At 68.7% G+C, this 20,436-nt stretch carries 20 protein-coding genes, 2 tRNA genes and 1 other RNA gene; 9 read left to right on the top strand and 14 right to left on the bottom strand.

Translation table 11 applies throughout. The annotated features are described in order from the left end of the window. Window positions 1-126 precede the first annotated feature (126 nt). Window positions 127-1,383 (top strand): TetR/AcrR family transcriptional regulator, encoded by a 1,257-nt coding sequence (locus ACS5RC_RS22145; protein ID WP_478346078.1) that lies wholly within the window; start codon window positions 127-129, stop codon window positions 1,381-1,383. 9 nt (window positions 1,384-1,392) lie between these two features. Here ACS5RC_RS22145 and ACS5RC_RS22140 read toward each other — a convergent pair whose 3' ends face one another. The 5 genes from ACS5RC_RS22140 to ssrS form a co-directional block, all read right to left on the bottom strand. Next, window positions 1,393-2,406, bottom strand: a complete 1,014-nt coding sequence (locus ACS5RC_RS22140) for a peptidoglycan -binding protein (protein WP_478346077.1) — start codon at window positions 2,404-2,406, stop codon at window positions 1,393-1,395. Window positions 2,407-2,409: 3 nt separating this feature from the next. Next, entirely contained in the window at window positions 2,410-3,420 is a 1,011-nt protein-coding gene (locus ACS5RC_RS22135) for a MotA/TolQ/ExbB proton channel family protein (protein ID WP_478346076.1), read from the bottom strand. A gap of 154 nt (window positions 3,421-3,574) precedes the next feature. Beyond that, the gene (locus ACS5RC_RS22130) at window positions 3,575-4,393 is read right to left on the bottom strand and encodes a TIGR00282 family metallophosphoesterase (RefSeq protein ID WP_478346075.1); all 819 of its coding nucleotides are present in this window, start codon (window positions 4,391-4,393) and stop codon (window positions 3,575-3,577) included. A 43-nt stretch (window positions 4,394-4,436) separates the two neighbouring features. Next, the gene (locus ACS5RC_RS22125; RefSeq protein WP_478346074.1) at window positions 4,437-5,042 is read right to left on the bottom strand and encodes a 5-formyltetrahydrofolate cyclo-ligase; all 606 of its coding nucleotides are present in this window, start codon (window positions 5,040-5,042) and stop codon (window positions 4,437-4,439) included. After that, a non-coding RNA gene (ssrS, locus tag ACS5RC_RS22120) (6S RNA) lies at window positions 5,032-5,188 on the bottom strand. The genes ACS5RC_RS22125 and ssrS overlap by 11 nt, the downstream gene beginning before the upstream one ends. Window positions 5,189-5,338: 150 nt before the next feature. On the opposite strand from ssrS, the gene ACS5RC_RS22115 reads away from it, so the two are divergent. The 3 genes from ACS5RC_RS22115 (at window position 5,339) to ACS5RC_RS22105 (ending at window position 6,362) form a co-directional block, all read left to right on the top strand. Beyond that, the gene (locus ACS5RC_RS22115; RefSeq protein ID WP_478346073.1) at window positions 5,339-6,013 is read left to right on the top strand and encodes a Maf-like protein; all 675 of its coding nucleotides are present in this window, start codon (window positions 5,339-5,341) and stop codon (window positions 6,011-6,013) included. Further along, entirely contained in the window at window positions 6,010-6,204 is a 195-nt protein-coding gene (locus ACS5RC_RS22110; protein ID WP_478346072.1) for a DNA gyrase inhibitor YacG, read from the top strand. Before ACS5RC_RS22115 ends, ACS5RC_RS22110 begins: the two co-directional genes overlap by 4 nt. Before the next feature lie 82 nt (window positions 6,205-6,286). After that, window positions 6,287-6,362 (top strand) — tRNA-Phe (locus tag ACS5RC_RS22105). 411 nt (window positions 6,363-6,773) lie between these two features. On the opposite strand, the gene ACS5RC_RS22100 is transcribed toward ACS5RC_RS22105, so the two are convergent. Continuing rightward, window positions 6,774-6,849, bottom strand: a tRNA-Thr gene (locus tag ACS5RC_RS22100). A 203-nt stretch (window positions 6,850-7,052) separates the two neighbouring features. Between ACS5RC_RS22100 and ACS5RC_RS22095 the strand changes: the two genes are divergently transcribed. The 3 genes from ACS5RC_RS22095 to ACS5RC_RS22085 are packed head-to-tail and all read left to right on the top strand — an operon-like array spanning window position 7,053 to window position 8,654. Further along, window positions 7,053-7,523, top strand: a complete 471-nt coding sequence (locus ACS5RC_RS22095; RefSeq protein WP_478346071.1) for a tellurite resistance TerB family protein — start codon at window positions 7,053-7,055, stop codon at window positions 7,521-7,523. Window positions 7,524-7,539: 16 nt separating this feature from the next. Beyond that, a complete protein-coding gene (locus tag ACS5RC_RS22090; protein WP_478346070.1) occupies window positions 7,540-7,941 on the top strand; it encodes a CidA/LrgA family protein in 402 nt (133 codons plus the stop codon). Beyond that, window positions 7,938-8,654 (top strand): LrgB family protein, encoded by a 717-nt coding sequence (locus ACS5RC_RS22085; RefSeq protein WP_478346069.1) that lies wholly within the window; start codon window positions 7,938-7,940, stop codon window positions 8,652-8,654. The genes ACS5RC_RS22090 and ACS5RC_RS22085 overlap by 4 nt, the downstream gene beginning before the upstream one ends. Before the next feature lie 43 nt (window positions 8,655-8,697). Here ACS5RC_RS22085 and ACS5RC_RS22080 read toward each other — a convergent pair whose 3' ends face one another. Beyond that, window positions 8,698-9,798 carry an NAD(P)/FAD-dependent oxidoreductase gene (locus ACS5RC_RS22080; RefSeq protein ID WP_478346068.1) on the bottom strand — a complete coding sequence of 367 codons (1,101 nt, stop codon included), beginning with the start codon at window positions 9,796-9,798 and terminating at the stop codon, window positions 8,698-8,700. 405 nt (window positions 9,799-10,203) lie between these two features. Between ACS5RC_RS22080 and ACS5RC_RS22075 the strand changes: the two genes are divergently transcribed. Further along, window positions 10,204-10,623, top strand: a complete 420-nt coding sequence (locus ACS5RC_RS22075) for a Ros/MucR family transcriptional regulator (RefSeq protein ID WP_478346067.1) — start codon at window positions 10,204-10,206, stop codon at window positions 10,621-10,623. A gap of 18 nt (window positions 10,624-10,641) precedes the next feature. On the opposite strand, the gene ACS5RC_RS22070 is transcribed toward ACS5RC_RS22075, so the two are convergent. From ACS5RC_RS22070 to ACS5RC_RS22055, 4 genes are all read right to left on the bottom strand, one after another. Next, window positions 10,642-12,195, bottom strand: coding sequence for an HlyD family type I secretion periplasmic adaptor subunit (locus tag ACS5RC_RS22070; protein ID WP_478346066.1), 1,554 nt, complete (start codon window positions 12,193-12,195; stop codon window positions 10,642-10,644). Then, a complete protein-coding gene (locus tag ACS5RC_RS22065) occupies window positions 12,192-14,438 on the bottom strand; it encodes a type I secretion system permease/ATPase (protein WP_478346065.1) in 2,247 nt (748 codons plus the stop codon). Before ACS5RC_RS22065 ends, ACS5RC_RS22070 begins: the two co-directional genes overlap by 4 nt. Window positions 14,439-14,682: 244 nt before the next feature. Continuing rightward, window positions 14,683-14,895 (bottom strand): hypothetical protein, encoded by a 213-nt coding sequence (locus ACS5RC_RS22060; RefSeq protein WP_478346064.1) that lies wholly within the window; start codon window positions 14,893-14,895, stop codon window positions 14,683-14,685. 296 nt (window positions 14,896-15,191) lie between these two features. Next, entirely contained in the window at window positions 15,192-15,845 is a 654-nt protein-coding gene (locus ACS5RC_RS22055; RefSeq protein WP_478346063.1) for a DNA-3-methyladenine glycosylase family protein, read from the bottom strand. Window positions 15,846-16,096: 251 nt separating this feature from the next. On the opposite strand from ACS5RC_RS22055, the gene ACS5RC_RS22050 reads away from it, so the two are divergent. Further along, window positions 16,097-16,330, top strand: coding sequence for a hypothetical protein (locus ACS5RC_RS22050; RefSeq protein WP_478346062.1), 234 nt, complete (start codon window positions 16,097-16,099; stop codon window positions 16,328-16,330). Window positions 16,331-16,770: 440 nt separating this feature from the next. On the opposite strand, the gene ACS5RC_RS22045 is transcribed toward ACS5RC_RS22050, so the two are convergent. From ACS5RC_RS22045 to ACS5RC_RS22035, 3 genes are all read right to left on the bottom strand, one after another. Then, window positions 16,771-17,001 carry a hypothetical protein gene (locus ACS5RC_RS22045; RefSeq protein ID WP_478346061.1) on the bottom strand — a complete coding sequence of 77 codons (231 nt, stop codon included), beginning with the start codon at window positions 16,999-17,001 and terminating at the stop codon, window positions 16,771-16,773. 301 nt (window positions 17,002-17,302) lie between these two features. Next, entirely contained in the window at window positions 17,303-17,536 is a 234-nt protein-coding gene (locus ACS5RC_RS22040; RefSeq protein ID WP_478346060.1) for a hypothetical protein, read from the bottom strand. Window positions 17,537-18,032: 496 nt separating this feature from the next. After that, on the bottom strand, window positions 18,033-20,270 hold the full coding sequence (locus tag ACS5RC_RS22035; protein ID WP_478346059.1) for a DUF1522 domain-containing protein: 2,238 nt from the start codon (window positions 20,268-20,270) through the stop codon (window positions 18,033-18,035). Window positions 20,271-20,436 lie beyond the last annotated feature (166 nt).

The following is a 20,436-nucleotide window of genomic DNA, read 5'->3' as shown; positions in this document are numbered from 1 at the left end:
TTCGAAAAAGTTCTCGCCGGTCGACCGGGCCGGGTCAGTCAACCAGCTATGAGGGGCCTTCCTCCGGGCGGGACGGCAGCCTCTGGCGCCTTGCAACCCTCCCGCCGACATGCTGAATCACGCGGGATGATTGAAGGGGCCGCCACCGCGCCGCAGCAGACGAAGCGCTACGCCCGCAAGCGCGAGGCGATTCTCGATGCCGCCGCCGGCCACTTCAACGCACGCGGCATCCGCGGAACGGCTCTGAACGACGTGGCCGGCAGCGTCGGCTTGGTGACGAACAGCATCACCTACTATTACCGCCGGAAGGAGGATCTGGCGGCGGCCTGTTTCGGTCGGACCCTCGACTGGTACGCCTCGCGCCTGGACGCGGTCGCAGCACTTCCGGAACCGGAGGCGCGGCTGCGCGGCTTCCTCGCCGGCTACTTCAGCGACCTCGCGGCCATCGAGACCGGCACTCATCGCCCGCAGGTGCGGCTCACCGACCTGCTCGCCCTACCCAGCCCGCAGAGCGAGGCGGTGTTCCCGGCCTACAACGCCCTGTTCCGGCGCGTCCGCGCGGCCTTTCTGCCGGAGGACGCGTTTCGCCTCGATCGCACGGAGCGCAACGCCCGGACGCATCTCGTCCTGTCGATCGTCCACACCGCACGCGCCTGGATCGACCGCTACGAGGCGCGCGACTACGGACGGGTCGGCGCCCGCGTCGCCGACATCCTGGTGACCGGACTCGCCGCGCCGGGCTCCGGCTGGGAGAGCACGGCCCCGCCACTCACCGGCGGCATGACCGGAGCGACCGAACCGTTCCTCCGGGCCGCCACGGCGCTGATCAACGAGGAGGGCTACCGCGGCGCCTCCGTCGAGAAGATCTCGGCCCGGCTCAGCGTGACCAAGGGCTCATTCTACCATCACAACGACAACAAGGACGATCTCGTCGCCAATTGCTTCGCGCGGACCTTCGAGATCCTGCGCCGCGAGCAGGACGCGGCGGAGGCGCGCGGGGGCCCGGGCTGGGACCGTCTGACCGGATGCGCCCGCGCCCTGGTCCGCCACCAGTTCTCGGAGAGCGGACCGCTCTTGCGGAGCGCTGCCGTCGGCGCGCTCCCGGACGTCCTGAGGGCCGAGGTTCCGGCGACACTCACGCGCCTGTGGGAGCGTCTCGCCTTCCCGATCGCCGACGGCGTGGCGGACGGCTCGATCCGTCCGGTCGACCCGATCATCGCCGCGCAGGTGGTGAGCAGCATGATCGACTCGGCCTGCGACCTCGGCCGCTGGTGCGCGGATGTGGATGCCGACAATGCGGGCGACCTCTTCGCCCGTCCCCTGTTCCTCGGCATCTTCTCACCACCCGGCAGGCCGCCGCCGGAGGCACCGCCCGGCGCCTGAGCGCCCGCCCTACCGCTCCGTCAGCTTCATCTCGATGCGGCGGTTGCGGCCGTAGGCCTCCTCCGAGGTGCCTGCGTCGAGGGGCTGAAACTCGCCGAACGCACCCGCCAGCAGGTGCTGGGGCGGCAGGCCCTTGCCCGCGAGATACTGCACCACCGCGATGGCGCGAGCGGCCGAGAGGGCCCAGTTCGACGGAAACTGCGCACTGGCGATGGGACGGGCATCGGTATGACCGTCGACCCGCAGGACCCAAGGAAGATCGGAGGGGATCTGCTTGGCCAGATCAGCGATTGCCGCGGCGATGCGGTCGAGCTCCGGCCCCGCCTCGGGCTTCAGCGCGGCGGAGCCCGCTGGGAACAGCACCTCGGATTGCAGCACGAAGCGGTCGCCCACCACCCGTATGTCGCTGCGGTTGCCGAGGATCTGGCGCAGCCGCCCGAAGAAGTCGGACCGGTAGCGGGCGAGTTCCTGCACCTTCTGGGCGAGCGCGACGTTCAGACGGCTGCCGAGATCGGCGATCCGAGCCTGCGATTCGCGATCGCGCGATTCCGAGGCCGCCAGCGCATCCTCAAGGGCCGCCAGTTGCCGGCGCATGGCGGCGATCTGCTCGTTCAGGAGATCGACCTGGGACAGGGCGCGGCGGGTGGCGCCGCGCTCGGCCTGGAGCTGGCGGTCGAGATCGCCGGCCTGCCCCTGCTGGGCGGCGCTTCCCTTGGCCTCCGCCAGCGCCCGGTCGCGCTCGGCCTCGACGTTCGACAACGTGGTGCGCAGGGCTTCGGCGGACGCGGTCTCGGTACGCAGATTCGAGCGTTCCAGCGCGAGGAGGTCGGTGAGATCGGCGATCTGGCGGTTGAGCCGGGCCAGCATGGTGTCGCGACCCGACAATTCCTGCGACAGGAAGAACTGCCCGACGACGAAGACCGTCATCAGGAAGACCACGGCCAGGAGCAGCGTCGCCAGCGCGTCGACGTAGCCCGGCCAGACGTTGAGACTGCGCTCGCGCCGCGCCGCTCGCGATGCCATCGCCTAGACCCGCTCCCGCCCGAGGCGTTCAAGCACCTGCTTCAGCTCGCGCTCCCGGCTCGCCTGCGCCTCGACCCAGTCGCGGATCATCTGCTGCTCGGCGCGCATGTGCTGAACGAGGCCCTGGATGCCCTCGGCGAGGTTGGCCATGGCTTGCGTCGCGGCCCGGCCGTTGGCGCCCTCGCTGATGACGCCGGTGAGCCGGTCTACCGCCTCCTGCAGCTCCCGGGTCACGCCGGCCGCCGGAACGGCGACGCCTGCGGCTGCGGCGGCAGGCGTCGCGCTCTCGGCACCCGAGACGAGCCAATCCTCCAGTTCGTTGTGGAAGCGGGCATGCGCCTGCCCCGCCTGCAGATCGAGAAAGCCGACGATCAGGGAGCTCGCGAGGCCGAACAGCGAGGCCGAGAAAGCGAGACCGATGCCGGAGAGCGGCACCGCGAGCCCGTTCTTCAGCTCGTCGAACATCACCGCGGCATCGCCCCCGCCCCGCATGGTGCGGATCACTGAGCCGACGGCCGAGAGCGTATCGATCAGGCCCCAGAAGGTGCCGAGCAGGCCGAGCAGGATCAGGATGCCGGCGATGTAGCGCAGGATGTCGCGCCCCTCGTCGAGCCGGGCCGCAACGGTGTCGAGGAATGCGCGGATGCCCGGCAGAGTCGCGCCGGTCGCCCGCGCCTGCACGGCCGGCACGAGCGGTTTCAGGAGGTTCGGCGGGCGCTTCACGCTCTCGCCGACGGCCACCGCGTTGACGTAGCCCGCCTCGCGAAAGAGCCGGACCACCTGACCGAAGGCGAGCAGAACGGCGATCAGGAGGACCCCGAGGATCAGGCCGTTCAGTCCGGGATTGGCCAGGAAGGCCGGAGTGATCTGCCGGAACAGGACGAAGGCCAGGAAACCGACGAGCGTCAGGAAGACCAGCATCCGGACGAGGTAGATGCCCGGTCGGGCGATCGGCTTCGCAGCCGTGTGCGCGGGGGCGTTTCCCGGAGGCTGAGTTGCAGGTCGGGCGGCCATCGGTCGGAACTCATCAGAACGGGTGGCGTCTGCCCGAAACGCTTCCTGGGGGCCGGTTAGCCGGGGCCGGTCGGGCCGGCACTGTGGCGACAGCCTCACCCGCGATCAAGTCGCGCTCTCCACGGGGTCGGGCGAACGGACGCTGCGTCCGCGCCTAATCCCAGCTTTCCGGCCAGGTCTCCTGCAGATGCGGGCCGAGCCGCACGGCCGCGACCTGGACCGCGAGCCCGTTCGCGTCGGTCTCGACGGCGAGGCCGCAGAGCGTCCCCTCCCCGTGCGCCACCTCCCAACGCGAGCCCGGCGTCTTCTGGAGGAAGCGGCGCAGGGGCTCGTCCTTCTGCATGCCCAGCACGGAATCGTAGTCGCCGCACATGCCGGCATCCGACATGTAGGCGGTGCCTCCGGGCAGGATCCTGTGATCGGCGGTGGGCGAATGGGTGTGGGTGCCGACGACCAGGCTGGCGCGGCCGTCGAGGAAATGCCCGAAGGCCTGCTTCTCGCTCGTGGCCTCGGCATGCACGTCGACGATCACCGCGTCAGCCGCGTCGCACAGCGGGCAGGCCGACAGCTCGCGCTCGACCGCCGCGAACGGATCGTCCATCGCGTCCATGAAGACGCGCCCCATCACGTTGACGACGAGCACCCGCGCGCCGGACCGGGTTTCCACGACGCAGGCGCCGCGTCCGGGCGTGCCCGGCGGGTAGTTCGCCGGGCGCACGAGGCGGGGCTGGCGATCGATGAACACCATCGCCTCGCGCTGGTCGAAGCTGTGGTTGCCGAGCGTGACGGCGTCGGCACCGGCCTGGAGCAGTTCGTCGCAGACCGACTCGGTGATGCCGAAGCCGTGGGCGGCATTCTCGCCGTTGATCACCACGCAATCGAGCCGCCAGCGCTCGCGCAGGCGCGGCAGGCGCTCGCCGACGACCTGACGGCCGGGGCGCCCCACGACATCACCGAGGAAGAGCAAGCGCATGAAGGAGATCTCTGCGGGACCGTTCCTGGGCCCGTCGCGTGGTTTAGGCGTCTTCGGAGCGAAGCGGAACCGGACCATGCTCCGTGACCACGTGATCGAGCGGCCGATCATGCGGCTCAGCCGGCACCTGGGCGACGGCCTGGCAGGCAAAGGCGAGCCCGATGGTGAGCGGCGCCTGCCGATGCGACAGCCGCGCGATCGCGCCGTCGTAATAGCCGCGGCCGTAGCCGATGCGCTGGCCGTGGCGGTCGAACGCGGCGAGCGGCACGAGGAGCGCGTCGGGATCGACGGCGGGCAGGTCCGCCCGCGGCTCGCTCAACCCGAAGCGGCCGGCCACCAGCGCCTCGCCCGCCCGCCACTCGCGGAAGACCAAGCCTTCCGGCGTGACATGCGGCAGGGCCACCCGCTGACCGCGGGCGAACAGGCCCTCGACGATCGGGCGCGGATCGATCTCGCTGCGGATCGGCCAGAAGGAGGAGACCAGGGCCGCCCGCGCGAGCACCGGCATCGCCAGGATCGTGTCGGCGACGGCCCGCGAGGCCGAGCGGCGGAATTCCGGATCGAGGGCGTCCCGTCTGGCGAGAGCCTCGGCGCGGAGGGCCGCCTTGCGATCTGCGATCGGGGAGGAAAGGTCGGGGTGCGGAGCCACGTGAGCCGTTGGAGGATCGATCCCGGGAAACCTACAGAGTAGGTGGGCGCCGTGTTGGCCAAGTCCAGGGACGAGGCCAGGGACAGCTCCCGGGGGAGTCGATAAGGCCCCGGGGAAAGTTCTCCTGACGAACTCTGCAGCCCCGCCCCTCACATGTAGCGGTGCCGGCCGGCCTTCGCCAGGGGGCTGAGGCGGACAGGCCGTTGTTTCCTTCGCCGCGGCCTTCGATTAACACGCGCGGAAGCTCCGCAGCGCCGTGGCGCGCGGGACGGGGCCGGTGCGCACCCGAAGAGCCCATGATTCCAGAGACGAGCCCGGCCGAGGCGCCGCAGACGACCGGGGCCGACGCCCACCCGGGGGCGCGTCTGATCCTCGCCTCCGCCTCCCCGCGTCGGCTGGCCTTGCTGCAGCAGATCGGCATCGAGCCCGATGCCCTGCTGCCCGCCGACATCGACGAAGCCCCGCGCAAGGCCGAGGCCCCACGCGAACTCGCCCGGCGCCTCGCGCGCGAGAAGCTCGCCGCGGCCGAGACGGCGTTGCGGCTGGAGGGCGGGCTGGCGCGCACCTTCCTGCTCTCGGCCGACACGGTGGTGGCCGTCGGACGGCGCGTGCTCCCGAAGGCCGAACTGCCCGACGAGGCTGCGGATTGCCTCCGGCTGCTCTCGGGCCGCCAGCACCGGGTCTTCACCGCGCTCTGTCTGTTGACGCCCAATGGCCGGCGGCGTGAGCGCGTAGTCGAGAGCCGGGTCCGCTTCAAACGCCTCTCGGGGCGCGACATCGAGAGCTATCTCGGTTCCGGCGAGTGGCGCGGGAAGGCCGGCGGGTACGCGATCCAGGGGCTGGCCGCCGCCTTCGTCGTGAAGCTCGTCGGCTCCCACAGCGCGGTGGTCGGGCTTCCCCTCTACGAGACCATGAGCCTGCTCGACGGCGAAGGCTTTCCGATCCGTGCCCGCTGGGGAGCGATGGCGTGAGGGCGCCGCCCCCCTGCCCGATCTGCCGCAAGCCGGCCGATCCGAAGCTCGCCCCCTTCTGCTCGGAGCGCTGCGCCGACATCGATCTCGGCCGTTGGCTCAGCGACCACTACGTCATTCCCGGCGACGAGCCGGACGCCGATCCCGACCTCGCCCATCCCGGCTCAGACCCGGACACCGAGAAATCGTGACGGTCGCGCCGGAGAGGCTGGACAGCGCCAATCGGCTTCACTATACCCCCGCCATCCGACGCCGCCCCGCGGATCGGATGTCGCCCAGGTAGCTCAGTTGGTAGAGCATGCGACTGAAAATCGCAGTGTCGGTGGTTCGATTCCGCCCCTGGGCACCATTTTTCTGAGACGCGCACCGATCTCGGTTTACGAAACAAATACTTTCTTCGAGCAACGGTTCGGCACCCGACCGTCGGTTGGCCTTGATGGCCAAGCGGATCGGTTCGCCTCTGCCGGTGGCTCATGCGCGTTTTCTGAAAACCACCTCCGCATCCGCTGCGGTGTTCGCCTCAACATTCAGATCGCGCTGCGACGGTTCCGTTCCGCGGCGTAACGAACGCAGTCCTGCCTGAAGACCGCCACCTAGGCCTGGCCGTGATCCTGCACCGAGGATCACACGCGTAGGCACCAGCCGATCTCAGGGCCCTGAGCAAGACGTCGCCGAGAGTTTCGAGGTCGTTCCCCGCATCGCGCTGGATCGCAGCGCCGCTCTGGCTTGGACGAGCCGTCGGTGCGGATCGGCAATGCTGTGGTGCCGCAAGAGGGATTCGAACCCCCGACCCCCTCATTACGAATGAGGTGCTCTACCAGCTGAGCTATTGCGGCGGAACCGGTGCCGGGAGGAACCCCCGGCGCGGGAGATGGCTCTTTAGCTTTCCCCTCGGGCCTTGGCAAGCATCGGCGCCGCCTGTGTCGCGAAGCGATGCCCGGCTGCAACGCGGGTCGCGGTTCCGGCGTGCGGAGCCGGTGCACGCTTGACGTGCCGGAATGCCGCCCGGACTGTGCACCGCATCAATCGGGAGACGATCATGTCGCTGGTCTCACGCCTGCGCAGCTACGCCGCGGAAGCCTTCGGGCTCACCGCGCATGCCGACCCGGCGGACGATACACATCTCGCCGCGATCGCGCTCCTCGTCCACGTGGCGCGCGCCGACGGCATACTCGCGCAGGAGGAGCTGGATCGGCTCGCCCGCCTCGTCCTCGGTCGCTTCGCTGCCACGCCGGAGGCGGCTCGCGCGCTCATCAGCCGGGCGGCGGATTTCGATGCCGAGATGCGCGATGTCGCCAGCCTCGTCGAGTTGATCCCGCATCAGACGGACGACGGCGAGCGCGAGCGCCTGCTCACCATGGCGTGGTCGGTGGCCGGGGCCGATGGCACGATCGACGAGTTCGAGGAGGCGCTGGTCTGGCGCCTCGGCCGGCTCCTCGGCTTCGACGACGCTGGAATCGGCCGGGCGCGGGGCGCCGCGCCCTGCCTGACGGACGGGGTGGCGCCGTGAACGGGACGCGCGCGCGATGATCGCGAGCCTGACCCTGATCCTGCTGGCGCAACTCCTCGGCGAGGCCGTGGCTCGCGGCGCCGGATGGCCGGTGCCCGGTCCGGTGATCGGGATGGCCCTTCTCCTCGGGTTCCTGATCCTGCGCGACAGGGGGCCGCGCGCCACGCTGCGCCTGATGCCCCGCCCTCTCGTCGACGGGACGCTGGAGAATACCGGACGGGGATTGCTCGCCAATCTCTCCCTGATGTTCGTGCCGGCCGGCGCCGGCATCGTCGGCCGGCTCGATGTGGTGCAGGCGCAGGGCTTGAAGCTCGCTCTGGTGATCCTGGCCTCGACGGCGGCCGCGCTGACCGCCACCGTCCTCGTCTTCCTCGGCGTGCAGCGGCTGATGGACCGATCGGGCGCGGACAGACCATGAGCGGCGAATTCGCGCTCTGGGTCTACCTTTCCCGCACGCCCCTGCTCTGGTTGACGGTGACGCTCGCGGCCTATCTCGTTGCCGACAGAATTTCCGCGGCCACCGGCCGACATCCCGTGGCCAACCCCGTGCTCATCGCCATCGCGATCACCGGGACGATCCTGGCGCTCACCGGCACCCCCTACGCGACCTACTTCGCCGGCGCCCAGTTCGTGCATTTCCTGCTCGGGCCGGCCACGGTCGTGCTGGCGCTGCCGCTCTATGAGCACCGGTCCACGGTGATGCGGGCGCTGGTGCCGATGCTCGCCGCCCTCGGAGCCGGTTGCGCGGCGGCGCTCGCCACGGCGATCGGGCTCGCCCGCCTCCTCGGCATCCCCGAGCCGGTGATCGTGTCGCTGAGTCCGAAATCGGTGACGTCCGGCGTGGCGATGGGCATCTCCGAAGCGCTCGGCGGCGACCCGACGCTGACGGCCGTGCTGGTGATGATGACGGGCATCGTCGGGGCGATCCTCGTCACGCCGATGATGGAGCTGATGGGCATCCAGGACATGCGGGCCCGCGGTTTCGCCGCAGGACTCGCGGCCCACGGCGTCGGCACCGCGCGCGCCTTCCAGGTCAGCGAGGTCGCAGGCACCTTCGCGGGCATCGCCATGGGCCTGAACGCCTTTCTCACGGCGGTCCTGGCGCCGCTCGCACTGCACCTGCTGACCTGAGCCTCAGGGCACTCTCGGGAAGCGTGACGCCCTCGACCGGCTCTCAGATCCCGGATTCGATCCGGTCGGCGACGTCCTCCGCGAGCGAGAGGCTTGCGGTGAGACCCGGGCTCTCGATCCCGAAGAGATGCACGAGACCCGAAAGTCCGTGCTCGGCCGGTCCATCGACGCGGAAATCCGCGGCCGGCTCGCCGGGCCCGGAGAGCTTCGGGCGGATGCCCGCGTAGTCCGGAACCAGAGCACCGTCCGGAAGGCCCGGCCAGTAGCGCCGGATCGCCGCGTAGAACACCGCCCCGCGGGCGGGATCGACGCGATAGTCGAGGTCGTTCGTCCACTCGACGTCGGGGCCGAAGCGCATCCGTCCCCCGAGATCCAGCGTCAGATGGATGCCGAGGCCGCCATCGACCGGCGCCGGATAGATCAGGTGGCGGAAGGCCGGCTTGCCGGAGCATCCGAAATAGTTGCCGCGTGCCAGCACGAGCGGTGGAATGCGCGCGGCCGGATACGCCTCGACCGCTGCCGCCAGCGTCTGGGCCCCGAAGCTCGCGGCGTTGACGAGCGCATCGCACGGGAAGGTGCCGGGCTCAGGTCCGCCGAAATGCGCGCACCAGCGGCCCTCGGCGCGGGTCACGCGTTCGATCGGCGTGCGCAGAGCCAACGCTCCGCCCCTCTCCTCGATCTCGCCGAGGAGCGAGAGCATCAGGGCATGGCTGTCGACGATGCCGGTGCGCGGCGAGAGCAGGGCCGCCGTGCAGGCAAGCTGCGGCTCCAGCCGCTTCGCCGCCGCCGCGTCGAGCAGCGCGAGATCCTCGACCCCGTTCGCCGTGCCCTGGTCGTGGATCGCCGCGATCTTTCCGGCCTCGGCATCGGTTGTGGCGACGATGAGCTTGCCGCAGGCGCGGTGTGGGATGCCGTGCCGCTCGCAATAGGCATAGAGCATCCGCCGGCCCTCGACGCAGTGACGCGCCCGAAGCGAGCCGGCCGGATAGTACATCCCCCCGTGGATCACCTCGGAATTGCGCGACGAAATCCCGGTCCCGATCGCGTCCGAGGCGTCGGCGACCACGACCGCGTGGCCGCGCAGGGCGAGCGCCCGTCCGGCCGCAAGACCGACCACACCGGCACCGACGACGAGCACATCCATTCCGAAAAGCCCCGTTCGAACCAGCCGGCCCACGGCGGCGGCCGGGTCCGTCGGAGGGTTCTAGCCAATTTGCAGGCGCCGGGGATGGCAGCGGACGCAGAAAAATCGCGCCCCGTCGATCCCGCAGCCGCGACCAGCACCTCCGACACCCCCGCATGGATACTGCTGCATCTGCACCGAACAGACTCGGTGCTTCTGAAGCCGGGTGCACGAATGGTATTGACCGCCACTAACAATTTTAAGTAGAACATTTCCAGCGAGTTGGCGCTTGGAAGTTGCAAGCGCCGTGGTGTGAACCTCGCGCGCCTACCTAGGGGAGTCGTCGCTACAGTGTCCGGATCGACCCGGAGAACCGCAAAAACATCCCTGGGGCGAAGCGGGCCGCCACGAACCTCGCAAGTCGCCATGGAGACGCCTGTGCAAGTGGAACCCGATACCATCGAATTGGCGGCACGGATCGTTGCGGCCTACGTCAGCAAGAACAGTGTTCCGGCAGTACAGTTACCAGAACTTGTTGGAACCGTACACCGGTCGCTGAACGAATTGAGCCAGCCTGAGAGCCCGACCTCGCGCAAGGCGACCGAGGCGCAGATCCGGGCCTCGATCCGACCGGACACCATCATCAGCTTCGAGGATGGGAAGCCCTACAAGGCGCTGCGGCGCCATCTCACCCTGCGTGGTCTCACGCCGGAGGCCTACCGGGCGAAGTGGGGCCTGCCGGTCGACTATCCGCTCGTCTCGGCCACCTACAGCGCCGAGCGCTCACGGATCTCGCGGGCGATCGGGCTCGGTCAGCGTGCCCGCGAACAGGCGGCCAGCAAGTAGCGCACGTCCGACGCCGCCTCAGCGCTCGTGCCCGGCGGTCGAGGTGGTCTCGCGGATCGGAGAGAGCACGTAGTCGATGACGCGCCGCCGCCCGGTGTGGATCTCGGCCTGAACGGTCATGCCGGGCGTCAGCGCGACCGGCTTGCCGTCCGCCACGATCCCGCTCCTGATCACCTCGATCGTGACCGGGAAGACGAGATTCTGGGTTCGCGGGGATCCACTCGGCGAGCCGGCATTGGCGCTGCGCGCGTTGGCGAGGGCGTCGGAATTACCCCCGGCCTCCCGCTCGTCGACCGCATCCCGCGAGACCCGCACGACGCGCCCGTCGGCCGTGCCGTAGCGGGTGAACGGGAAGGAATCGACTTTCAGAACGACGTCCTGGCCGGGCGCGACGAAGCCGATATCCTTGTTCTGCACCTGTGCCTCGATCTCGACCGGGCCGTCGCTCGGCACGAGCACGAGGAGAGGCTGGCCCGGCGTCACCACCTGCCCGACCGTGGTGACGGCGAGCTGCTGCACGGTGCCGTCGATCGGCGCGCGCAACTGCATGCGGTCGCGGCGCAGGCGCGCCTTGATCACGTCCTGACGCAGGCTGTCGACCTTCTGCGCCGTCTCGGTCAGCGCCTGGGCCTGCTTGGCGATCGTCTCGCTGGTGAGCTGCTCGATGCGCCGCTGCAGGGATTCGGCCCCCGCGCGCGCCTCAATCAGCTGACCCTGGTCGTAGGCGAGGTCGGCCGCAACCTGTTCGACCTGCTGCAGGGCATCGATCACCGCCGCGCGGGTTCCCGCCGAGCGCGCCACGAGGGTCTCGCGCATGTCCGCCCGCTCGCGCAGAACCGCCTTGAGGCGTTCGCGCGCGGCGACGCTCGCGGTGAAGCGCTGCTCGGTCGCGACCTTCTCGGCGAGTTGGGCCTCGAGCGAGGCCCGGGTGGCCCGGTACTGGTTGATCTCGGCCACGAGGGCCGCGTTCTCGCGCATCCGGACGGCTTTGGACGTGGTCTCCGCGTAATCCGGCTCGATCTGAGTGCGGTTCTGCCGAATCGCCTCCACGGTGGCGGCCCGACGCGCCATTTGCGCGACCAACGTCTCGAGATCGCTCTCGCGGCTCGCGAGGTCGGCCGCCGCCTCTGTTGCGTCGAGGTCGATCAGCAGGTCGCCGGCCCGCACGCGGTCGCCGTTGTGGACGTTGACGACCTGGACCTTGCTGGTCTCGAACGGCTGCAGGACCTTGGAGCGGCCCGACGGCTGCACGCGCCCGGTCGCCACGGCGAAGATGTCCAGGTTCGCCAGCACGCTCCAGAGCAGGGCGCAGGCGAACATCGCGCAGATCGTCCAAGTGAAGACCATCGCCAACGGCGAGGGCGGGGTTTCCAAGATCTCCAGATGCGCGGGCAGGAATTCCTGGTCCTCGCGGGCGTTGGCGAAGGTCCGCACCCGCTCGGTCAGGGCCCGGGGCGTCAGGTCGCGCGGGCGCAAAGCGGGAAGGCGCCCGGCGCGGCGCGCGGCCGGTGCCGGCAGGACGGGCGGATTCGTCGAATTCGGAGGCGGGTTGGAGGTCGGCTGCGCGCTCATGCGGCGGCTCCCTGCTCGGAACCCGAATGGCCCTGCAGGCGCCAGAGGCGGCCGTACAGGCTGTCGGGCCGCGCCAGGAGGTCGCGGTGGGCGCCGTCCTCGACGATGCGGCCGTCCTGCATCGCGATGATGCGGTCGCAGCCACGCACGGCGGCGAGGCGGTGGGCGATGATGATCACGGTCCGCCCCTGCACGATGTGGCGCATGTTCTCTTGGATGATGCGTTCGCTCTCGTAGTCGAGGGCGGACGTCGCCTCGTCGAGGATCAGGATCCTCGGGTTGGTCGCGAGCGCCCGCGCGATGGCGATGCGCTGGCGCTGTCCGCCCGAGAGGTTGGCGCCGCGCTCCTCGATCATGGTGTCGTATCCGCGCGGCATCCGGTTGATGAAGTCGTCGGCCCCCGACAGCCGTGCGATCTGGATCACCTGGGCGCGGCTCAGGCCCGGATTGGCGAGCGCGATGTTCTCCTGCACGGTCTTGTTGAACAGCAGGTTCTCCTGGAGCACCACGCCGATCTGGCGGCGCAGCCAGGCGGGATCGACCTGCGCGATGTCGACGCCGTCGACCAGAACCTGACCCTTCTCCGGCACGTAGAGGCGCTGCAGCAGCTTGGCGAAGGTCGACTTGCCGGAGCCGGACGGCCCGACGATGCCGATCACCTGCCCCGCCGGGATGTCGATCGAGACGTCCCGCACCACTTCTGGAGCGCCCGGCTGGTAGCGGAACACACAGTTGCGAACGGTGATGTTGCCCTTGGCAGGCGGAAGATGGGCCTGCCCCATCGAACGGGTCTCGACGGGGGCGTTCAGGACGTCGCCGAGCCGCTCGATCGAGACCTTCACCTGCTGGAAGCTCTGCCAGAGCTGGCTCAGGCGCAGGATCGGCTGGGTGACCTGCCCCATGATCATGTTGAAGGCGATCAGCGCGCCGACGGTGAGGTCGCCGTCCATCACCGCGTAGGCGCCGAAGAACAGCACCAGCGCCGAGGTCACCGCGTTGATGTACTGGATCGCGTTCTGCCCCAGGCTGCCGATGATCCCGGTGACGAAGCTCGTCTTCACGTAGGCGGCGAGGCGTTCCTCCCACTGCACCCGAAGGGTGGGCTCGACCGCCATCGCCTTGATGGTGTGGATGCCGACGACCGACTCGATCAGGAATTGATTGGACAGGGCCGAGCGGTTGAACTGCTCCAGGGTCTTCTCGCGCAGGATCGGGCGCAGGAGCGCCGCCACGAGGATGTAGCAGGGGATCGACAGCGTCACGATCGTGGCGAGAACGGGGGAGTAGAAGAACAGGATCGCGATGAAGATCAGGGTGAAGGGCACGTCGATCGCGGCCGACAGGGCCTGGCCCGTGAGGAAGGCGCGGACCTGCTCCAGCTCGCGCACGCGGGCGACCGTCTGGCCGGCGGCGCGGGTCTCGAAGTAGCCGAGAGGCAGCCGCATGAGATGGTCGAACAGGCGCGCGCCGAGCTCGACGTCGATCCGGCTCGTCGTGTGCGTGAGGATGTACTGCCGGAGGTATTGCAGCACGACGTTGAACAGGCCGAGCACGACGAGCCCGATCACGACGAGGGTCAGGGTGGAATAGCCGCGGTGGACCAGCACCTTGTCGATCGTGATCTGGAAGAAGATCGGCGTTATCAATCCGCACAGCTGGATGAACAGCGACGCGACCAGAACCGTGCCCAGGGACCTGCGATAGCGCCAGATCGACGGCATGAACCAGGTCAGGCCGAAATCGCTGACCACTTTGGCGAGGCTCGCGCGCCGCGCCACCAGGATCAGGGTCCCGGTCCAACGCGCAACGACGGTGTCCCGCGGCAGGTGTTCGGCGGTCCGGGCAGCGGGATCGATCACCCGATAGGTGCCGTCCTCCATCCGTCGGCCGATCAGCCGGTAGCTGCCATCGTCGTACTGGATGATGACGGGCAACGGGACGCGATCGAGCCGCTCGGGCGCCTGCTTCTCGAGGAGCCGCGCCTTCAGGTCGACGAGCTTGGCCCCACGCACGAGATCGACAGGGCTCGCGGCCTTCACGCCGAGCCCGAGTTCGTGCCGGATCTGCGCGCCTTCGCACTGGACCTGATGGAACGAGGCGACGAGGACCAGCGCGCTGATACCCGAATCGATGCGATGGATCGGTCCGTCCGCCGGGCGCTCCGCCCCCTGGCCGTGCGGGCCGCCGGTCGCGTTCTGCCGAATCTCATCCCGACCTGAATCGGGCCGCGCTTCTGACGACATCCTGTAACCCCTCGGGCCCGCCCGATTGCGCGACGCTGGTCCGACGACAGCACGGCCGAGACGCTAGCATGGTCCGCGCCGGTCCCCGAGTTTCTTCGGCGCGAATTGGGGTCTTTCGTCCCGAATTGGGGCAATACAATGCCCCCCGGTGGTAGATCCGTCGCGCAACCCTGATCAACGGCTGCGCAACCCTGATCACCGTAAGATCAGCCGCGGTCCAGATCGGGGGAGTCCGCGGTCGACGTCAGCCCGGCGCGCGAACCGACAGGCGCGCGGTGAGCGGAGCGCTCTCGGTCGCCAGCTCCATAGCCGCGGCGGGCGCGAACACCGAGGCCATCAGGTGCATCGCCAGAACGGGTACGAAGACGAGCGCCATCATGAAGGCGATGACGAGGACGCTGTGATCGCTGCGGCCGGTACGAACGGCTCGCCGCGCGATAAGGGTCGAGTGGGTCATGGCTCACCTCGTTCTGACCAGCCGCCAGGGCCGGTCGCGGGCGAGCCGATCCGACGATCAGGCGCGGTGCACGCGGACGGCCACAAGCGGCGTGGTCGATCGACTACTGTCGTCGGGCATAGGGTTCGAAGTTCCTGTGAGACCGCATGATCGGCGATGCAGCGCAGACATGCGGGCGACCAGCGCATGATGCGTCGGCCGTCGTTCGTCAAGTCTTAATGCGGCAGCCGCCGGGTGGTTGCGTCGCGCGCTCGGCAGCCCGGCTGTGGACGACAGAACTCGGTCAGCGCGCCGGGTCAGGATGGCGCGTCGCGGCTCCGCCAGAGGTGATACGCCAGGTACGAACGATAGGGCGCGAAGGCCGCGGCGACGGGCCCGGTGTCCGTGCAGTCGGCGAGGCGCCGCAGGGTCCCGACGGCCGCGACGTCACCGAGCGGCCAGATATCCGGATCGTTGAAGTGGAAGATGCCGATCATGTCGGCGGTCCAGGGGCCGACCCCGCGGATATCGCACAGGATCGTGGAGCGCTCCCCGTGCGGCAGCGCGGCGAGGCCGGGTCCGAGTTTTCCGGCGGCTTCGGCATCCCGGACGGCCATCAGCGCGCGAATCTTGTTGCCCGACACGCCGCAGGCGCGGAGCACCGCCGCGTGCTCCGGTGCGAACAGCGTGTACGGGCCCGATCCGCGCTCGGTCGCCGCTCGTTCGATCCGCGTCCGGATCGCGAGGGCGGCACGGGTGGAGATCTGCTGGTTGATGATCTCGACGCATAGCCGTTCGGCCACGCTTGCGTGAGCCGGCGCCGGCAGCGCGAGGGGTCCGGGGCCCTGGATGGCGTCGTGGAGCGGCGCCGCGATGCCGGCCGCGACCCGGCACAGGCGGTCGTGGATCGCCGAGAGATTCTGCGCGACGGCCGATCCGGACCGATCGCCGAGGGGCTCCGTCAAATTCATTTTGCACTGCACCCAAGAAATTTTTGACGGCCTCTCAGATGAAAGCTTCGAGGCGCATAGTCAGGGCAGCAAACCGGAAGTATCTCGCCATCGGGATCGGCATTCCTGCACTCGAACGGGACAGTCGCTGCTCCGCACACTGTGGTGCGTTGCAAAATTTGCAGTTCGCACCGCACAAAACTGTGGTTCAATCCGGTGACCGGCCCAGAGCGGATCCACGAGGTTTCCACGGGCCAAACCGGAGATCTTTCATGCGCGCTCACCGCATCCTTGCCCTGTCCGTCCTCGCTTCGATCGGCTTCACGGCCGCTGCCTCCGCGGACGACCGCATCCACCTGACCCCCCCGCTCTACCGCGAGCAGGCACGCGTCACGCAGGCGGTGCGTGCCCCGTCCGATCTGACCACCACCCCGCAGCCGGTCTCCGCCGGCCCCGCACGGTCGAAGGTCCTGGCGCGGCAGGCGTCGGCCGAGACGGCCCGCTGAACGAACGTCCACCGCCGTGCTCCGATCCGAAGGAGCGCGGCGGACGGGTGTCATGACCGAAGGTCGTCCTGTTGCGCGACCAGCGCGGTTCCGGCCGGTCGTCTCGATGGGAGACCGATCAGGGGCACAAGCGCATTCGAGTCCCGCGACCCTCAGGGGTGACCGCACCGATCGGGCTGCACGACGAGCGGGTCGGCAAGACGCACGGTTCTATCCCTGAACGCGCTCGATCTCGCTTGGCGCGGCTGGCGATGCAGTGCCCAGACAGGATTTGGCAGGCGTGCGCGAGGGCCTGTCGTGACCTCGGAGGACGGAGCGTCCCCCGGGCGCCGACGCCGCGTGGATCATGCTCTGAAGGGTCGGAATCCCGCACGCGAGATCGAACGTCGATCGGGGCTCACGCTGACGCGAGTCGTTTGCGGCCTGGTCCGCTCACGCGTTCAAACCGTTTCGGCGTGCATCCGGGCGGCGCTCAGCCCCGGCAGGCAGGATTGCTCGATCTCCAGGACGAGATCGCCGACCTGGGGTGCGATCAGATCCTGAAGGATGTCATCGCCGTGAGAGTCGATCACGGCAATCAGGCGCAACCCCCCGCCTTCGCGGGCGTAGGTGACCAGGACTTCGCCCTGAGCGTAGGGATCTTGCGGATCGAGGCAAAGATGCTGGGGCATCGCGGGCTCATGGATCGGGTCGGGTCACGCGATGTAGCGCGGCCCTCGCACTGAGATGCAGCCGAAAAAGGCGTGCCCCTCGAAAGAGGCACGCCCAATAAAAACGTTCGCGGTCTCAGGAACGAACGCCCAGCCCATATCAGAGCGTCGTGAATTTTCTGTTGCTTCGGCACAACAATTAGAATCGGAGCGTTGTCGCAAATCAGTCAAAGTCGAGCGTGTGACACCCGTTCTGCTCAAGCGGAGCCGAGAAGAGCGGGCGATGATCTCCCTTGACGACCGGAAGCCCGGCTGAGAAGTCTCAGGAGGACCCGACCCTGCGCGGCTCGGTCGGGGGATGCCGCAGAACCTCGGCGATCGCCTCGCGCGACTTCCCCCGGACCGCGTAACCCAACGCCTCGAGGCGTTCCAGCAAGGGCGCGCTCTCCGCCGCCGACGTCGCGGCCCATTCGGCGAGCAACGCCGTCTGGGTGTCGAGCCGTTCGACCGTCGCGTCCCCGCGGGCTTGTCCACCGTCGGTCAGATCCGTGGTCATCGCCTGCCCTCGATTCCCGACGCCGAAGCCGCCGCGCGGCGATCCACGCCCCGTCGCTGCGATCCAGGCTGGACCCAGACTGGGATCCGCGCAAGACACACGATCGCAGCGACGTCCCGCTGCGGAAGCGCGCGGACCCTGCGCGACCTCGGCAAGAGCCGGTCCATAGCGTTCCGCGGGAACCGGCGCGGGCCGGTATCCTCATCCTGCCTCATGAAACGCCGACCGCTGAACCGTGTCTGCGGCCCGAGAGCTTGGCGCGCGATGCAGCGATGAATCTGCGTCCGGCAACAAAAAAGACCGCCCACGAGGGCGGCCCGAGTCTTGGGAGGAAACGCCCGGAGGGGCGGCAGGAAGCCGACACCGACGACTTGCTGCATCGCATCAACACGAGCCCCGGAAGGGGGTTCCGCTCTGAAATGAGCAGTCCGATCGTGAAACGAAAACGGCCGGGGACAAGCCCCGGCCGCTTCCTGGTCGCGCGTTTGCCTCCGGCTTAGCGGAGCAGCTGCAGGACGCTCTGCTGGGCCGTGTTCGCGAGCCCGAGGGCCGAGACGGTCAGCGACTGGCGGGTCGAGAGGGCCTGGGAGTTGGCGGCCTCCTCGTTCAGGTCGGCGTCCGTCAGGTTCGACGAGCCGGTCTGGAGCACGTTGATGATGCTCTTGTTGAAGGTCTGCCGGTTCTGCACCACCGAGAGGTTGGAGCCGAAGGTCGAGGCCTGGGCCCGCAGCGACGTGGCGGCGTTGGTGAGCGTGTCGAGGACCTTGTTCGTGGCCGAGTTGTCCTCGAACTCGTTGGCACCGTTCTGGCCAAGCTTGGACAGGCCGAGGCCGGAGGCATCGAACTGAACACCCTGGAGGTTCAGGGTCGAGCTGCCCTTCTCGTTGAAGGTCAGCTTCAGGGTGTCGCCGTTCAGGAGGTTGACGCCGTTGAAGGAGGCGTCCGAGGCCGTCGTCTTGATGTTGTCCAGGATCTGGTTGAACTGGTTGAGGAGCTGGCTGCGGGTATTCTGCGAGTTTGTATCCGCCACCGGAGCGGACGCCGTCGAGAACAGCGTCGCCGCGGTGCCGCTGATCGCGCCACCGTCGGCCGTGCTGCCGATGGTCGAGGACGCGCGATCGTTCGTGGTCTGGATCGTCAACTTGCCGGCCGCATCGACCGTGGCCGACAGGTTGTTGGCGGAAAGCTGCGTGTTGAGCTGATCGAGCGTCTTCACGGTCCCGTTCGTGCCATCACCGAACGTGACGTTCACCGCCGTGCCACCGTTCAGCGAGGCGAACGACAGCGTCTTGCCCGACAGGCCGCCAGGAACCGAGGAGCGCGCCGCGGTGAACTTGGTGTCCGTGCCGGTGTTGCCGGCGAGGCCGAGCGACTGCAGGGCGTTGCCCGACCCCGTGATGTTGAGGTCGGCCAGCGTGCCGGTGCTCAGCGCCAGCGCGCCCGTCGAGCTGATCGAGGACTTGGAAGCCCCGGTCGCCGCCGCGAACGTCGCACCACCGGACGCCAGCGTTGCGGTCTGGGCGCCACTGGCCAGATCGACGGCGTTCAGGACGTCAGCGACCGTACCGCCGCGAAGGTAGACGGTGGAGTTGCCGTTGCCGTCCGTCTCGACGTTGCCGCTCACGCCGGTATGGGTCGACGAAGCGGACGGTACCGCAGCGTCCTTGAAGGTCACGGTCTTGCCGTTGACGTTCAGGGTCGACCCATCGGTGATGAGCGAGGCGAGGCTCGCCGAAGACGCGGTGCGGGCGGCGGTGACCGTGGCGGTGCCGGAACCCGTCGCACTCGTCAGTCCGAGGGAGCTCAGGGCATCGGCCTTGCCGGAAATGTTGAGATCCGACCCGGTGCTGGACTTGAGCGTGATCTTACCACCCGCGATGGAGGAGCCCGATCCGCTCAGCGTCGCAGTGCCGCTGGACACGCTGGAGATCGTCTGCGCACCGCTGGAGATGTCGATCGCGTTGAGGACGTCACCGACCGTCGTGGCCGCGTTCAGGTACACGGTCGAGTTGCCGGCACCGTCGAACACGGTGTTGCCCGTCTCGCTCTGTGATCCGGTCAGCGTGGTAGCCGTCGGGGTCGTCGCGGCCTTGAAGGTGATGGTCTTGCCGTTCACGGTCAGCGTGTCGCCGTCGCCGAACCGCGAGTTAGCCTGCGTCGACAGGGCGCCGCTTGCGCCGTAGAGCAAGGTGCCGGTGGTGATGTTTGCGGGCGTACCGGCGTTGTCTTGAACCACCGTACCGGTGGTGGTGCCGGCCGTACCGCCGAGGGTCGTCGTCGAGGCCGCGACGGTCGTACCGCCGGCCGTACCCTTGTACAGGACGTTGCTGTTGGCCGTCGCATTGGCGAACGACGTGGTGCCGCGCAGATCCGCGGCGCTGGCGCCGGTGATCGTGGTCGAGACGTTCGACTTCGTGGAATAGCCGATCGTGGTCTGCAGCGCCTGATTGGCGACCGACTTGGCCGAGTCGACCAGCTTCTGCAGCGAGGTGATGCCGGAGTTGGCGGCCTGGATCACCTGCACGCCGTTCGAGATCGAGTCGAGCAGGTTCGAGAGGTCGCTCGCGCGGCTGTCGAGGCCCTGCGAGGTGAAGAACGAGGTCGGGTTGTCGAGGGCCGAGTTGACCTTCTTGCCGGTCGACAGGCGGTTCTGGGTCGTCGACAGGAGGCTGGCAGTGTCCTGGGCGACGAGGAGGTTCTGCCGCGTGGCGGCCGAGAGGGTGATGCTGGACATGATGGCGATCCGTGCTGATCTGAAACACCGCCTTTCTGGCGGCGGTCCGAGAAATCACGGCGCGGATTGCCGAGTGCTTAACGCGACACCTGAAAGTCAAGCCTTGGCCGTGGGTTCGATAGCAGAACGCGCTCCACGTTGAGACATGGTTAATGATTGGTGACTA

The organism is Methylobacterium sp. HJ2, assembly GCF_056431005.1.
The sequence above is the reverse complement of the archived record's forward strand: the minus strand, read 5'-3'. Positions and strand labels throughout refer to the sequence as shown.